We start from the raw sequence: 15,305 nt of genomic DNA, 5'->3' as shown, positions 1-15,305 counted from the left end.
ATGTACGTCATCCGCATGAAGAACTGCGCCTTCTTCGCCCGCCACGGCGTGCTGGACGAGGAGGAGACGCTTGGCCAGCGTTTCTATGTCGATGCCGAGCTGACGGTCGAACCCAGCCGTCCGCTGACGGAGGATTCCATCGAGGATACCGTCAATTACGGCGTCGCCTTCGCGGTCATCGAGAAGATCGTGACAGGACATCGCCGCTTCCTGATCGAGGCGCTGGCGCTGGAGGTCGCGAAGGCGCTGACGGCCAGGTTTTCGCAGATCAGGAAGGCCGAGATCACCGTGCGCAAACCCAACGCGCCGGTGCCTGGCGTGCTCGATTATGTCGAGGTGACCGTTGTCTGGCCAGAATAGCGCTGTCTACCTCAGTCTCGGCGGCAATCTCGGCGACCCGGCGAAGTCCATGGGCGCGGCATTGCGTATGCTGGATGGCGACGACGCGACGCGTGTCACCGCCGTCTCCTCGCTTTACCGTACGCCGCCCTGGGGCAAGCTCGACCAACCCGATTTCCTCAACGCCGCCGCCGCGATCGAGACGACGCTTTCGCCGCGCGCGCTGCTCGACCTTTGCCTCGATGTCGAGAAGCGATTGAAGCGCGTGCGCGAGGAGCGCTGGGGCCCGCGCCTGATCGATATCGACATATTGGTGTTCGGCGACCGGGTGATCCACGAGACCGGGCTCGAAGTGCCGCATCCGCGCATGCTGGAGCGCGCCTTCGTGCTGGCGCCCTTGGCCGAGATCGCGCCGGGGCTTTCGGTCGCCGGCAGGAGCGTGTCGGAACGGCTCGGCGCCGTCGATATTTCCGGCATCGAGCGGCTGCCGTCCGGCCGCGAATGGTGGCTTGGGTAAAGCCGGCTGCTCAGCCGGAAAAACCGCCGCCGTCCAGGAATGCCTGCTCCTCGGCGGTCGTCGCGCGGCCGAGCATCCGGTTGCGATGCGGGAAGCGTCCGAAGCGCCGGATGATCTCCAGATGCTCCTCGGCGTATTTCAGGTAGTCGGGCGCCTTGGCGGCTGTGAGTTGCACCGACCGCTCCTGGTCCGCCAGCAATTCGGAATGCTCGAAGGGCAGATAGAGAAAGACGCGAACCAGTTCTTCCAGTTCCATATCCTGGCCCGCTGCGATCGCCCTGTCGGCGAAGTATCTGGCCAGCGGATCGGTCGCGCACATGTGGCCGGTGCCGCGGAAGCAGTTGCGCGGGAACTGATCGAGCAGGATCATCAGCGCCAGCGATCCTTCGGCGTGCGCGTTCCAGTCGTCGCATTCGCGCCGCGCGGCAGCGTAATGCAGGTCGAGAAAGCGGTTACCGAAATCCGTGTCGAAGGCGTCGCTCTTTTCGAACCAGGCGTCCTCGCCGGCATCACGCCAGAATTTCGTAACGGAAAGCGCTCGCGGATCGAGCTCTGCCATGCGTTGCCCTTCAGTTCTTGGTCTCTGCGTTGTTCAGCACGACCGCGGTTTCCTGGTTCAGCGCCCGGCCGGCACGGCGCGGCTGGGTGAGCGGCGTCGGGATCGGCGTGCCGATGTTGCCCTTGAGGAAGCGCTGGCCGGCGCGCACGCCCTCGGCCAACTGCGTCTCGAAGCGCGCTTCGTCGCGGCGCCGCACGTCCTCGATGACCTCGGCGACTTCTTCCGGATCGACGCCAAGCGCCTCCAGGGCGGAGCCGCCGAAGACCAGCGCCGATTCGAAAGTCTCGCGCATCTGATAGTCGACGCCGGCGCGCACCAGCTGCAGTGCGGTGCCTCGGTCGAAGGCGCGCGCCAGGATGGTGACTAGAGGGAATTCGGCCTTGATCAGCTGGGCGATGCGCACGGCGGCGTCCGGCTTGTCGACGCAGATCAGGACGGCGCGGGCGCGCCCGGCGCCGGCCGCATGCAGGATGTCCAACCGCGTGCCGTCGCCGTAATAGACCTTGAAGCCGAAATCGGCCGCCGCCTGGATCATCTCCACCTCGTTGTCGATGATCGAGACGTCCATTCCGCGCAGCAAGAGCGGCTGGCTGGCGATCTGGCCGAAGCGGCCGAAGCCGATGATCAAGACGCTGCCGGTGAGGCCATCGGCGATGTCGACGCCATCGAGGGACTGCTCGTCGCGCGGGGTCAGGTAACGCAGCGCAATGATCGCCAAGGGCGTCAGCACCATGGAGATGATGACGATGGCGGTCAGCGTGGCGTTGGCCTGCCCATCGATGATGCCGACCGCGGCGGCGGAGGAATAAAGCACGAAGGCGAACTCGCCGCCCTGCGCCATGAAGACGGCGCGTCCGAGCGCCTCGCGGTGGCTGCTCTTCAGAATACGCGCGACGGCGTAGATGCCGACAGCTTTCATGACCATGTAGGCGACGACATAGACGGCGACGAGCCGCCAGTTCTGGGCCACGACTGCAAGGTCCAGCGACATGCCAACGGCGAGGAAGAACAGGCCGAGCAGGATGCCGCGGAACGGCTCGATATCGGCTTCGAGCTGGTGGCGGAAGGTCGATTCCGACAGGAGCACGCCGGCGAGGAAGGCGCCCATCGCCATCGACAGGCCGGAAAGCTGCATGGCCAGGGCCGATCCCAGCACCACAAGCAGCGCGGCGGCGGTCATGACTTCCCGGGCGCGGGCGTCGGCCAGGATGCGGAAGAGCGGATTGAGCAGGTAACGGCCGGCCACGACCAGTCCGACGATCGCCGCGATGCCGATGCCGACTTCGGTCAGCCGCTCCGAAAGGCTGGTTTCGGCGCCGCCGGGCGCGAGGAACGCCACCAGCGCCAGCAGCGGCACGATCGTCAGGTCTTCGAGCAGGAGGATCGAGACGATGCGCTGGCCTTTCGGCGCGGCGATCTCGCCGCGTTCCTCCAGCAACTGCATGACGATCGCCGTCGAGGTCAGCACGAAGCCGGCGCCGGCGACGAAGGACTGCGCGATGGGAAAGCCTCCGGCCAGTCCGACCAGGGTCAGAAGCACGGCGCAGACGCCGACCTGCAAGGCACCCAGGCCGAAGATCTCGCGACGCAGCCCCCAGAGCCGCGACGGCTGCATCTCCAGGCCGATGATGAACAGGAACATGACGACGCCGAGCTCGGCGACATGGAGGATCGATCCCGATTCGGAAAAGACGCGCAGGCCGAACGGGCCGATGAGCACGCCGGCGGCGAGGTAGCCGAGGATCGAACCCAGCCCCATGCGCTTGAAGATCGGCACGGCGACGACGCCCGCGGCGAGCAGCGCCACCACCTGCACCAGATCGCTGCCCGAGCCTTCAACCGCCATGCCTGCCTTCCCTGTTGTCTCGAAGCACTCCTTGCATGCACCGGGAGCGGGAGGCAAGGGCAGCGGGCCTGCCAGGACGGGTAGGCGGCCGTTGAAGCGGCCTCCGCTTGCCTGCCGGACGTTCGGCATCTATATCACGCTAATGCCTGACTATTCGTCCCGGCCGTCGCCGGCGACTTATATCCCGATGGATGCGCTCAGCGAAGTCCTGCAAGACTTTCGCTTGAGTGGCGTCAACTATGGCCGCTGCGAGCTGCGCCATCCATGGAGCATCGCGTTTCCGCGACAGCCGTTGCTTCGCTTTCACTTTGTCGGCCAGGGCCCGTGCTGGATCCATACCGATGCGGAAGGCTGGCAGGAGTTGCGCGATGGCGATCTGGTGCTGCTGCCGCAAGGCATCGCCCACCGGCTGGCCAGTGCGCCAGACGTCGCTGGCGATTCGCTCGAAGGTTGCCAGGTGACCAAGTTGGGGAGCAATGTCTGCGAGGTGGTGCGGCAAGGAACGGGCGCGACAAGCACCCTTTTCTGCGGCTCCATGACCTTGGGCGCCTGTGCGCTTAGCCCGCTGATCACGTTGATGCCGCCGATCATCAAGGGGTGCGACGTGGCTGGCAATGACCCGGTCGTTGGTCCTTTGCTGGCGGCCATGACGGCCGAGGCCGCGCAACCGCAGATGGGCAGCGCCACTATTCTGTCGCGCATGGCGGACTTGCTGGCAGCCCGGCTTATCCGCTGCTGGGTCAATTGCACCGGAGCCTCGACCACAGGTTGGCTCGCCGCCATCCGCGACCCTCATATCGGACGCGCTCTGGCAGCAATGCACCGTGACCCCGGCCACAACTGGACGCTCGAAAGCCTCGCAGCCCTGGCAGGCCAATCGCGCTCGATTTTCGCCGAGCGCTTCAGCGCGATGTTGGGGGAGGGTGCCGCACGCTATCTCGCATGTCTGCGCATGCAGCTTGCCCGGGAGTTGCTGGGCCAAGACGGCTTGTCCGTCGCCGAGGTCGCCACCCGTTTGGGCTATGATTCCGAGGCATCCTTCGCGCGCGCGTTCAAGCGCATCACCAACGTCTCGCCGGGCGTTGTGCGTCGCACAATTTCCGGACGAATTGACATGAATTTCGGATTTTAGGATACATATCATCCGAAAGGACTCGTCTATGAGTATCTCCAATCTTTGGAGATATTCTGATGACAGACACAACATTACAGCTTGAAGACGGGGCGCTGGAGCTTGATGCCGCCGCGCCAGTCGCGTGGAACGCAACCACTTGGTTCGCGGTCATTTCGCTGGCCGCCACCAGCTTTGCCCTGGTGTCCGCCGAATTCCTCCCGGCAGGTCTGTTGACGCCGATGGCGCGCGATCTCGGCATCAGCGAGGGATCGGCCGGGCAGGTCGTCACCGCCACCGCTTCCGTCGGCGCCGTGACGGCCATGCTGAGCAATGTCCTCATCGGCCGATTGAACCGCAAGACGGTGTTGGTTGGCCTCAGCGCCTTGGCGGTCGGTTCCAATATTCTTGCGGCGCTGGCGCCAAATTTCTGGCTGTTGTTGCTCGGCCGGGCTGGGCTCGGAATTGCGATCAGCGCCTTCTGGGCCCTTTCGGTTGCGGTCGTAGCAAGGCTCGTTGGCGCCAATGCGACAGGTCGAGGCATGGGTATCGTCACCCTCGGCGTCTCGCTTGCCACCATCGCCGCGCCGTCGATGGGCGCGTTGATCAGCGACTGGCTGGGATGGCGTAGCGCCATGGCCATGACAGCGGGACTGGCCGTGGTTGCCGGGCTGCTGCAGTTGCTGAGCTTGCCGACCTTGCCTGCAACAGCCAGCAACAGTCTTGGGGACGTGTTCCGGTTGACACGGCGGCGCGGCATTCAACTCGGCATGCTTGCCATTCTTCTGCTGATGACGGGGCATTTTGCCGGCTCAGTCTATGTGCGTCCCTTCCTCGAACAGGTGACGCTCCTGGCAACCGGGCCAATTGCGCTGGCCCTGCTCGGATTTGGCATCGCCGCCGTGGTCGGCAACGTTGCCGGCGGTCGCATGGCCGACGCCAATATCCAGGTGGCACTGGTGGTTACTGCGGCGTTGATGGCATTTGCGGCGCTGGCATTGGTGCTTTGGGGTGTGCACATCGGCGTTGCATTCGGGTTCGTCACACTTTGGGGCTTGGCCTTCGGCATGGGGCCGGTGGTGCTGCCGACCAATCTGTCGCGCGCGGCGCCTGATGCGCTGGAAGCAGCGGGCAGCCTGATGGTCGTCTCTTTCCAAGTTGCCATCACCACCGGCGCGGTTGTCGGCGGCTATGTCGTGGACACCTATGGCGCAACGGGGCCCTTGACCCTGACCGCCATCCTTGCCGTGTCGACGGTGGTGCTGGCGCTGCTGCAGCCTCGCGACTGAACTTTGCTCCAGCTGACGCGGCGGACTGAATTCCGGTCCGCCGCGATATTGCAGCCTGGTTACACAAGTTTATGCGGTTCGCTCGTTGCGTGCCGCCACAATCAGCGGTTATGGCACGTTCGGCTTCGGCCATTGGAGGCGGCCGCGATGGGCGGCTGCCTTTTTTGAGGAGATGATTGACATGAAGAAGTTTTTGCTCGTTGCCGTCGGTGTTGCGGCGCTGGCCGGTTCCGCTTGCTCCAAGGCGCCGGAATGCACGCAGGAGATGGCCGCCAAGAAGGCGCAGGACATGGCCACCGCGCTTCAGGCCGCGATCACCAAGGACCCGAGCAAGGCCGCCGACCTGACCGCCAAGGTGCAGGCCGTGACGACCAAGTACCAGGGCGCGACGACGCTGGACGAAGCCTGCAAGGCCTATGACGAGCTGATCGCCACCATCAAGGGTTGAGCTCAACCATTGGCGAATGCGAAGGCGGCGGCCAAGTGGCCGCCGCCTTTTTTTGTTTGCGCGACCGTGCGCCCGATCAGTTCTTGGCGATGGCGCCGACTTCGACCGAATCGATCCGCTTCAGGCTCATGCCGATCACCGGGACCAGCTGATCGTTGACGCGCACGGCCACCGTCACGGTCATCGAATTGCCGTCGGGGACACGCGCCTGCATGACGCCGTTCAACTGCTTGCGGTTGATGGTGAAGACGACCTTCTGGGCGTCGACGACATTGCCGCCGACAATGTCCATGCCGCTTTCGGTCGAGCCGCCCATGAAGGTGCCCCTGTAACCGTCGCGTCCCTTGCGTTCGACGCTGGCCGACATCTTTTGCGTGAACACGCCAACCCTGCAGCCGCCGTCAAGCGTCATGCCGAGCTTGCTGGCGGGCGTCGAGCCATTGAAATCGCAGGTGAATTTGGTGCCCTTGTACTTGCCCGCGATGATCTCGCCAGGGCCGACCCATCTGCCTTCGACGGAGCGGAAAAACTGCTTGTCCGGCTCTGCGCCAAAGGCCTTTTCGACGAGGCCGAGTGGCGCGGCAATCGCAATGGTGGCAGGCAGGACGCAGGACAGGATTACGCTTCTCATCGACGACACCCGGCACGAAAGAGTCTATTCTTGGGACCTGGCTGACCATGGAGAAGATTGGTTAATGCTTCGTCACTGGAGCATGATGCCGAAAAGTGTGAAGCGGTTTTCGGACGACATCATGCTCCACTTCTTTGACTCAGAGCGGTGGCATTCGCGTTTACCCTATTGGTCCGTCCGACCGTCTTTCTTTGTCGCGAAGGAGGTCAGTGCCGAGAGGAAATCGCCGAGGCCGGGGCGCTTCACGGCGATGAACGGCAAGGGGCGGGCGGTTTCCATTGCGGCGATGCCGATACGCGCCGTCATCATGCCGTTGACCACGCCTTCGCCGAGCTTTGCCGAGAGCTTCGCGGCAAGCCCGTGGCCGACGATCTGCTGCACGAAACTGTCGCCCACCGCGATCGAGCCGGTCACCGCCAGATGCGCGAGAACGCCGCGCGCCAGGCGAAAGAAGCCGAGCGTGCCTGGACGGCCGCCGTAAAGCTCGGATAGGCGCCGGATCAAGCGCCCAGCCTCGAACACGACATAGGCGATGTCGACCAGCGCGCGGGGGCTGACCGCCGTGATCAGCGACACGCGCTTGGCGGCCTCGAGAACCATGATCTTGGCGCGGGCATCGAGGGGCGACAGGATTTCGGTCTCGGCCAGCCGCACCAGATTGGCGCCGTCGATGATCTCGCCGCGCAGCTCGGCAAGCGAACGGCGTCCGGCCGCGGTCTCGGGTTTCGCTGCGACGAAGGCCGAGAGCTCGTCGACCAGGGCGCGTGCGGCCTTGGGATCGTCGCGCGCCACGGCATCCAGCGCCCGTTTCTGCATCTTTTCGACTTCGGCCAGGCGGGCGATGGCGAGGAATTCGCGGATGAGGATGACGATCAGCGAAAGCAGCGCGATCGCCGCCATGCCGGCCGCCAGCCAGCCAAGCCATTCGGCGCGCGCGAACAGGTCTCGGATCAGCTGGTCGGCCCAGAGGCCGACCGCCAGCGAGACGAGCACGCCGAGAGCGCCGAAGAACAGCCGGGAAAGCAGCGAACGCTTTCTTGGCGCGGTTGCCGGCGGCGGAATTGCGGCCTCGATGTCCGGCTCGTCGAAGACGTCGACTGCCGAGGGGATCACGACTGCTACGTCGGCCCGCGCGGCCCGTGGCCTGCGCGCCGGTTGTTCCTCGGCGATGCGGTTCTGCGGCGCTTGCGGCCTCGGCTCCGCCTCGGGCTCGATACGGAAGGCCGCCGGTTTGCGGGGCATGGTCATGCCAGATGATCTCCGATCAGGAACTGCAGCGCGCGGTCGAGCCTGATATGCGGCAAGGACAGCGTGACGCCTTCGGCGGTGCGTTCGAGCTTCGGCGGGCGGAAGCGCACGAAGCGGATCGCCGGCTCGGTGCTGTCGGGCGGCGATCCGGCGAACACCGCATCGACTTTTTCCGGCAAATCGCCTGGGAATATGGCGGTTTCGGTCTTTCCGTCGAATGTCTCGCCGTTGATCTTCTCGCCCTTCAGCGGGGTGCCGATGATGACCGGCAACGTCTCGCGGCCTTGCCTCACCGTGCCCTCGCGGGTCGAGCGAACCGCGGCCATGGCGACGACATCGACGGCGGCGCCGCTGAAATTCGCCCGCGCGACGGCGCGGTCGGTCAGCCGGCGCACGATCGCCTGCAGCCGGTCATGGCTTTCGTGATGCAGATGGTCCGCCTTGGTCGCGGCCACCAGGATGCGGTCGATGCGGCGCGAGAAGAAATCGGTCAGGAAATTGCCCCGTCCGGGCCTGAAGCAGGACAGGATCTCGGTCACGGCGCGCTCCAGATCGGCCATGGCGGCCGGACCGGCGTTGAGCGCCTGCATGGCGTCGATCAGCACGATCTGCCGGTCGAGGCGGGTGATGTGCTCGCGAAAGAACGGTTTGACGACATGCGTCTTATAGGCCTCGTAGCGGCGCTCCATCATCGCCTGCAGCGATCCGGAGCGCGGCCAGCCTTGCGCCAGCGTCATCAGCGGCGCGAAGGTGAGCGCCGGCGAGCCTTCCAGATCGCCCGGCATCAGGAAACGGCCGGGCGGCAGCGTCGACAGCGCGCGCTCGTCGAGCTTGCAGGCCTTGAGATAGGCGGCGAAGCTTTCGGCCAATCGCCGCGTGGTCATCTCATCGGCATCGGCATCGGGATCGATGGCCGAGGCCAGCTCGCGCCAGGCTTGCGACAGATCGGAACGGACGGGCAGGGCGGCCAGCTCGACCGCCTCGCGCGAAAAGTCGGCGAAAGATTTGCCAAGCAGCGGCAGGTCGAGCAGCCATTCGCCGGGATAATCGACGATGTCTACGGATAGTTTTCCGGCTGAAAACAGCCGATTCCAGCCGGAAGCCGACTCATATTCGATGGTGAGCCGGAGTTCGGAGATGGCGCGCGTGGAGTCCGGCCAGACGCGGTCGTTGACCAAAGCCGCGACATGGTCCTCGTACTGGAAACGCGGAACAGCGTCGTCCGGCTGCTCCTCAAGGAAGGCGCGGGCGATGCGGCCGGATTTCTGCGCCTCGAACAGCGGGAGGCGCCCGCCATGGATGAGGTTGTGGACGAGGGCGGAGATGAACACCGTCTTGCCGGCGCGGGAAAGGCCGGTGACGCCAAGACGCAACGACGGAGAGAAGAGCCCGGCGGCGCGGCCCGACAGCGTGTCGAGCGCAATCCTTGCCTCGTCGGTGAAACTAGTCAGCGATGATGCCAAATCGGGCCTCTGGTTGCGCGTCAGCGCCCGATATAGGCGCTGGATTGCGCGTTTGAAATGGGCTCAGAGATCGGCGGGCGTGAGAAAGGCTTCGAGATAGCCGTTGCCCTGCGCCGCCTCGGCAAGGTTGCCGGGAAAGCGCACCACGGCGAGGCCGGAGGTCGGAAAACCGTGGTTCATCATCCCGCGCGCCGCCTCGTCGCCGTCGCCCGACACCGCCATGGCAAGATCCTCGGTCATGGGGTTGTGGCCGATCACCAGAAGCTGACCGGCGCCGCCGTTTTTACGGATGATGTCGAGATAGCCAGCCGCGTCCTCGCTGTAGAGCGTGTCGAAGAACAGGACCCGGCCGGTGTCGGCGCGTCCCGCCAGGCCTTCCAGCGTCTGCCTTGCCCGCTTGGCGTTGGAGCAGAGGGTGACGTCCGGCACATAGTTGCGGGCCCGCATGGCCTCTCCGATCGCTTCGGCATCGGCCATTCCTGTTTCGTCGAGCGGGCGGTCGAAATCGCGCACGCCGGGCATCGCCCAGCCGGCTTTGGCATGCCGCAACAGATAAAGCCTACTCAACCGAACCCCCATGGCGCCACCTTCCTGGCAAAGCGCGATTAGTCACCAGAACCAAGTCATGCACAATGGGCGGCGCCAGCAACTGCAACGAATCATGTGCGAATTCGTTTTTATGCGGTTGAAACAAAGTCGTCGTTCGGACGGCCGATGCGAGACTAACAATTGCGTGAAACTGTAGCCGATAGCGCTTGTGCAGGCTCTTATCCCCGAATATATAGGCGCCAAATTTGGGGTTGTTGGGTGAGTCGAATGAACGATATCGTAACCGCCAATTACGTACCCTCCGAAGACGAGCCGTTCATGAACGAACGGCAAAAATCGTACTTCCGTCAAAAGCTTATCACCTGGAAGAACGACATTCTCCGCGAAGCACGCGAAACCCTCGAAATCCTGCAGCAGGAAAACGCCAACCACCCCGACCTAGCCGATCGCGCCTCCTCCGAAACCGACCGCGCCATCGAATTGCGCGCCCGCGATCGCCAACGCAAGCTCATCTCGAAAATCGACTCCGCGCTCCAGCGCATCGACGAAGGTACCTACGGCTATTGCGAGGAGACCGGGGAGCCGATCGCGCTGAAGCGGCTCGACGCGCGTCCGATCGCGACGCTGTCGATCGAGGCGCAGGAGCGTCACGAGCGTCGCGAGAAGGTTTATCGCGACGACTGACACGCGGGCTGGAAAGCAAAGAACGTCAAAATGGCCGGGTTTCCGGCCATTTTGTTTTTCAGTTCCTAAAGCATGTCTCCCGAAAGTGGGCCCGGTTTCGGGACAAAGACATGCTTAAAATCAAACACTTAAAGCAGGTCGCGTGAATCCTTTTTCACGCGACCTGCTTTAAGCTGCGGAGAGGTGCGCCTGTGCCGGCAAGCTGTCGCCAGGTCAGCGCTTGTGGCTGCCCAACTCGCCAAGGAGCTTGGTCATCTCGTCATCGAGCGAAGGCTTGGCCGCGGGCTTGGCGATTGCCGGCTGGGAATGCTGGTCGTCGAGAGAGGTCTCGAGCTCGTGCATCAGCGTGTCGTCAATGGAGTCGTTTGAAGGCGGCAGCGCATATCTGGTGCTGCCATTCGTCGTCCCATAGCTCGGCAGCGGCGTGACTTTCGCCGTCGGCTGGCTCGGCGCCGCCGGCTTGGGCGCGGGTGCCGGCGCGCGCGGACGTGCGGCGGCGGCTGGCTGGGCGGCAGGCGGCGGCGCCTGCCTGGCCGGGGCGGGTGCGGGAGGTGGCGCCGGTTGCGGCGCGCGCGGGCGCGGGGCGGTGGCTGCCGCCTGCTGCTGCCCGCTGTCGCCGGTCAGCGCAGGGCGGCGAGGTGCCGCCAGCCTGATGTCGCGCTCGACCACGACATCGGTCGGCCCGCCGATCAGGATCAGGTGCTCGATGTCGTCGCGGCGCACCAGCACCAGCCTGCGATGGCTGTCGACGGCGGTGGCATCCATGACCGCAAGGCGCGTCTTGCGGTTCCTGCCGCCGGCGACGAAGGTGCCGAAGGTCAGGTTGCGGACCACCTTGATGGCGAGCAGGACGACAACCAGCAGGATGAGGGCCGCTACCGTCCACAGGATTGCAGCGACATAACCCGGGCCCGCCACGTTATCCAGCCACTGCATCGGTGCACCCCAATCGCCATCTTTGAAGTGAGGGGACACTAGACCGTTGGGACCAGCGACCGCAAGTTGGCATCACCTTTCGTGAACAGTTTGAAACATGAATCGTTGATTTTATCGGACATTTGCCGCCGGGGCCTTTTCCGTTACAGGAGAATGTGATTCAACCGGCCGTCCGCGCCCGTCGGACACCGGAATCACGAGCAGGGGGAACATGGCCAAGGAAGCGCGCGGCGATTTCTATCCGGTACCGATCGTCGACCAGAACACGCGTCCGGGCGCCGTCACCAGGCTCATCGTCTTCATCGTCGTGCTGACCGGCGCCGCGATCGTCTTCGGACTTTTCCGCGAGCGCCTCGGCGATCCTTTCCTGCTCGGCATGCTCGGCGTGCTCGCCATGATCGGTGTCGGCTTCCTGTTCGCGACCGCGATCGGCTTCGTGCAGATCGCGCCGCGTTCGACCGGCGACGAACTGTCGAAAGCCTTCGTCGACTCGATGTCGCAGGGCTTGCTGGTCACCGACACCAAGGGCCGCGTCGTCTACGCCAACCGCGCCTATGCCGATATGACGGGCGCTGCCTCGGCCGCCGATCTCAAGACCGTCGAAGGGTTATTGTCGGACGTCCCCGAGGCGTCGATGACGATCTACCGGCTGGCGTCGGGCCTGCGCGACGGCCAGCCTGGCGACGGCGAGTTCCGGCTGGCGCAGTCGATCAAGCCGGGCGCCGAGCCCGGCGCGCGCTGGTACCGCGCCCGCGCCCGCGCCTTCAGCATGCCCGGGCAAAGGCTGCCGATGCTGGCCTGGCAGCTCGCCGACATTTCGCAGGAACGGGCGGAGCAGGAGCGTTTCTTCCTCGACCTGCAGAAGGCCATCGACCATCTCGACCATGCGCCGGCCGGGTTCTTTTCGGCCGATCAGGAAGGCCGCGTCACCTATATCAACGCCACGCTGGCCGAGTGGCTGGGCATCGACCTCGCCTCCTTCACGCCGGGTGCCATCACGCTGCCGGAAATCATCGCCGGCGACGGCATGGCGCTAGTGCGCTCGGTCAAGGCCGACCCGGGCACCACCCGCAACGCCGTCATCGACCTGGATCTCACCACCATGAGCGGCCAGGCGCTGCCGGTGCGCTTCATGCATCGCGTTTCGGCAAGCCGCGAGGGCCTGAACGGCCCGACCCGCACGATCGTGCTCAATCGCACCCAGGGCGAGGACGCATCCGCGGAGCTGCGGGCTTCCGAGGTTCGCTTCACGCGTTTCTTCAACTCGACTCCGATGGCTATTGCCGGCGTCGATGCAAACGGACGCATCCTGCGCACCAACGCGCCATTCCTGCAGCTGTTTTCATCCGTGGTCGACCGCGATGCCGTCGACCGGCGGGTGCGCTTCGAGACCATCATCCACGAGCGCGACCGGCCCGCTTTCGCCGCCGCCTTCGAGAAGGCCCGGCAGCGGCAGGCCAATATCGAGCCGATCGACTCCGTGCTGCCCCGCAACGAGGAGCGCCACATCCGCTTCTACGTCAACGCCGTCGCCGACAGCGCGGGCAGCGAAGGCGCCGAGGAATCGGCCATCGTCTATGCGGTCGAGACCACCGAGCAGAAGGCGCTCGAGGGCCAGATGGCGCAGAGCCAGAAGATGCAGGCGGTCGGCCAGCTCGCTGGCGGCATCGCGCACGACTTCAACAACGTTTTGACCGCCATCATCATGGCGTCCGACCTTCTGTTGACCAACCACCGTCCGTCGGATCCGTCCTTCCCCGACATCATGAACATCAAGCAGAACGCCAACCGGGCGGCCTCGCTCGTGCGGCAATTGCTCGCGTTCTCGCGCAAGCAGACGCTACGGCCGGAAGTGCTCAACCTGACCGATGTTCTGGCAGATCTCAGGATGCTGCTCGCCCGCCTGGTCGGCAATGACATCAAGCTGAAGATCGACCACGGCCGCGACCTGTGGCCGGTCAAGGTCGATATCGGCCAGTTCGAGCAGGTGGTGGTCAATCTCGCCGTCAATGCGCGCGACGCCATGCCGAGCGGCGGCGATCTCACCGTGCGCACCCGCAACGTCACGGCGGAAGAGTGCAAATCCTTCGCCTATCGCGAGCTGACGCCGGCCGACTATGTGCTCGTCGACGTCGAGGATACCGGCAGCGGCATCGCGCCCGACGTGCTGAAGAAGATTTTTGAGCCATTCTTCACGACCAAGGAAGTGGGCAAGGGCACGGGCCTCGGCCTGTCGATGGTCTACGGCATCATCAAGCAGACCGGCGGCTTCATCTTCTGCGATTCCGAAGTCGGCAAGGGCACGGTGTTCCGTATCTTCCTGCCGCGCCACATCGCCGAGGTGAAGAAGCAGGCAGAGCCCGGCGAGGCGCCTGCGGCCACGGTCCCGGCCAAGCCGGCCGACACTGCCAAGGATCTCTCCGGCTCGGCCACCGTGCTTCTGGTCGAGGACGAAGACGCGGTGCGCATGGGCGGCGTCAGGGCGCTGACCTCGCGCGGCTACACCGTGCATGAGGCGTCATCGGGCGTCGAGGCGCTGGAAGTGTTCGAGGCGCTCGGCGGCAAGGTCGATATCGTCGTGTCCGACGTGGTGATGCCGGAGATGGACGGGCCGACATTGCTCGGCGAGCTGCGCAAACGCCAGCCGGACATCAAGTTCGTGTTCGTTTCGGGTTATGCCGAGGACGCCTTTGCCAAGAACCTGCCGGCCGATGCGCAGTTCGGCTTCCTGCCGAAGCCGTTCTCGCTCAAGCAACTGGCGACGATCGTCAAGGACGTGCTGGAATCCTGAGCAATTCCAGGAAAAGTGTGAGCGGTTTTCCGTTCGGAATTGCGTAGGACAAGGAGATAAGTCCGTTCGGCATTTTTCTGGGATTGCTCTAGGTAAGCCAGCGCTTGCGCATTGCGGCCACCCTGTCATGATGGCGACCGGATGGGTTTATCATGGGGTGGTAGCGCGTGACGCCGCATATCGAGGCGCAGAGGGGGGATTATGCCGAAACGGTGCTTTTGCCGGGCGATCCCGAGCGCGCTCAATGGATGGCGGAAACCTTTCTGGAAGTGCCGCGCTGCGTCAACCGCCGAAGGGGCGCGCTGGGTTTCACCGGCCGGTTCCGCGGCAAGCCGGTCAGCATCCAGGCGACCGGCATCGGCGTTTCATCGTTCCTGATCTACGCCCATGAACTGCTCGACTATCACGGCGTGAAGACGCTGATCCGCACCGGCACATCAGGCGGCTTGTCGCAAGATGTGCCCCTGCGCGGCATCGTCATCTCCAGCGAAGCGCGGGCGGAGGGCGCAATCAGCGGACAGGTGTTCGGGCTTTACCAACCGGCGGGACCGGACCAGGCGCTGCATGCGCTGGCTTTGCGACGCGCGGCCGATCTCGGCATCGCCTGCAGCGCGGGTCTGACGATCTGCAGCGACGTGTTTCATCATCCCGACGGGCGCGCCCGGTTCGACGAACCGATGGCGCTGGGGGCGTTGGCCGTCGATATGGAAACCAGTGCGCTCTATCGGATTGCTGCGCAGTTCGGCGCGCGAGCGCTGTCACTGCTCACCGTTGTCGATCATATCGCCACCGGCGAGTTGACCGAGTATTCGGAACGCCAGGCCTTGTTCACCGACATGACCCGGCTGGCGCTCGAAGTCGCCGCGGAGAGCTAAAGCGGTTCGGCGGTTGGAA

15 protein-coding genes are annotated in these 15,305 nt (G+C 64.6%); 8 read left to right on the top strand and 7 right to left on the bottom strand.

Features of this window, described 5'->3' with window-relative positions:
- A complete protein-coding gene (gene folB / locus WDX12_RS28020) occupies window positions 1-360 on the top strand; it encodes a dihydroneopterin aldolase (protein ID WP_140642958.1) in 360 nt (119 codons plus the stop codon).
- Complete coding sequence (gene folK / locus WDX12_RS28015) at window positions 344-856, top strand: 2-amino-4-hydroxy-6-hydroxymethyldihydropteridine diphosphokinase (RefSeq protein WP_320295800.1); 513 nt, start codon at window positions 344-346, stop codon at window positions 854-856. Before folB ends, folK begins: the two co-directional genes overlap by 17 nt.
- Window positions 857-866: 10 nt before the next feature.
- Here folK and WDX12_RS28010 read toward each other — a convergent pair whose 3' ends face one another.
- Entirely contained in the window at window positions 867-1,415 is a 549-nt protein-coding gene (locus WDX12_RS28010) for a DUF924 family protein (protein ID WP_434722753.1), read from the bottom strand.
- Window positions 1,416-1,425: 10 nt separating this feature from the next.
- On the bottom strand, window positions 1,426-3,261 hold the full coding sequence (locus tag WDX12_RS28005) for a monovalent cation:proton antiporter-2 (CPA2) family protein (RefSeq protein ID WP_434722752.1): 1,836 nt from the start codon (window positions 3,259-3,261) through the stop codon (window positions 1,426-1,428).
- 142 nt (window positions 3,262-3,403) lie between these two features.
- Between WDX12_RS28005 and WDX12_RS28000 the strand changes: the two genes are divergently transcribed.
- From WDX12_RS28000 to WDX12_RS27990, 3 genes are all read left to right on the top strand, one after another.
- Window positions 3,404-4,393, top strand: coding sequence for an AraC family transcriptional regulator (locus WDX12_RS28000; protein WP_434725718.1), 990 nt, complete (start codon window positions 3,404-3,406; stop codon window positions 4,391-4,393).
- 59 nt (window positions 4,394-4,452) lie between these two features.
- Complete coding sequence (locus tag WDX12_RS27995) at window positions 4,453-5,661, top strand: MFS transporter (RefSeq protein ID WP_434722751.1); 1,209 nt, start codon at window positions 4,453-4,455, stop codon at window positions 5,659-5,661.
- Between the two features lie 181 nt (window positions 5,662-5,842).
- A complete protein-coding gene (locus WDX12_RS27990) occupies window positions 5,843-6,109 on the top strand; it encodes a hypothetical protein (RefSeq protein WP_434722750.1) in 267 nt (88 codons plus the stop codon).
- 76 nt (window positions 6,110-6,185) lie between these two features.
- Here WDX12_RS27990 and WDX12_RS27985 read toward each other — a convergent pair whose 3' ends face one another.
- The 4 genes from WDX12_RS27985 to WDX12_RS27970 form a co-directional block, all read right to left on the bottom strand.
- Entirely contained in the window at window positions 6,186-6,740 is a 555-nt protein-coding gene (locus WDX12_RS27985; protein ID WP_320295795.1) for a hypothetical protein, read from the bottom strand.
- Window positions 6,741-6,905: 165 nt separating this feature from the next.
- Entirely contained in the window at window positions 6,906-7,988 is a 1,083-nt protein-coding gene (locus tag WDX12_RS27980) for a YcjF family protein (RefSeq protein WP_434722749.1), read from the bottom strand.
- Window positions 7,985-9,451, bottom strand: coding sequence for a YcjX family protein (locus WDX12_RS27975; RefSeq protein ID WP_434722748.1), 1,467 nt, complete (start codon window positions 9,449-9,451; stop codon window positions 7,985-7,987). The genes WDX12_RS27980 and WDX12_RS27975 overlap by 4 nt, the downstream gene beginning before the upstream one ends.
- A 63-nt stretch (window positions 9,452-9,514) precedes the next feature.
- A complete protein-coding gene (locus tag WDX12_RS27970) occupies window positions 9,515-10,018 on the bottom strand; it encodes a SixA phosphatase family protein (RefSeq protein ID WP_320295792.1) in 504 nt (167 codons plus the stop codon).
- A gap of 249 nt (window positions 10,019-10,267) precedes the next feature.
- On the opposite strand from WDX12_RS27970, the gene dksA reads away from it, so the two are divergent.
- Window positions 10,268-10,684, top strand: a complete 417-nt coding sequence (gene dksA / locus WDX12_RS27965) for an RNA polymerase-binding protein DksA (RefSeq protein ID WP_095765270.1) — start codon at window positions 10,268-10,270, stop codon at window positions 10,682-10,684.
- A 213-nt stretch (window positions 10,685-10,897) separates the two neighbouring features.
- On the opposite strand, the gene WDX12_RS27960 is transcribed toward dksA, so the two are convergent.
- Window positions 10,898-11,620 (bottom strand): hypothetical protein, encoded by a 723-nt coding sequence (locus WDX12_RS27960; RefSeq protein ID WP_434722747.1) that lies wholly within the window; start codon window positions 11,618-11,620, stop codon window positions 10,898-10,900.
- Window positions 11,621-11,831: 211 nt separating this feature from the next.
- On the opposite strand from WDX12_RS27960, the gene cckA reads away from it, so the two are divergent.
- Both cckA and WDX12_RS27950 read left to right on the top strand, forming a co-directional pair.
- On the top strand, window positions 11,832-14,411 hold the full coding sequence (cckA, locus tag WDX12_RS27955; RefSeq protein WP_434722746.1) for a cell cycle histidine kinase CckA: 2,580 nt from the start codon (window positions 11,832-11,834) through the stop codon (window positions 14,409-14,411).
- Between the two features lie 167 nt (window positions 14,412-14,578).
- Window positions 14,579-15,286 carry a DeoD-type purine-nucleoside phosphorylase gene (locus tag WDX12_RS27950; protein WP_434722745.1) on the top strand — a complete coding sequence of 236 codons (708 nt, stop codon included), beginning with the start codon at window positions 14,579-14,581 and terminating at the stop codon, window positions 15,284-15,286.
- The last annotated feature ends 19 nt before the right edge of the window (window positions 15,287-15,305 follow it).

Origin of the sequence: Mesorhizobium sp. RIZ17 (genome assembly GCF_051127865.1) — a bacterium.
Classification (GTDB): domain Bacteria; phylum Pseudomonadota; class Alphaproteobacteria; order Rhizobiales; family Rhizobiaceae; genus Mesorhizobium; species Mesorhizobium humile.
This window is presented reverse-complemented; position numbering and strand designations above follow the sequence as displayed.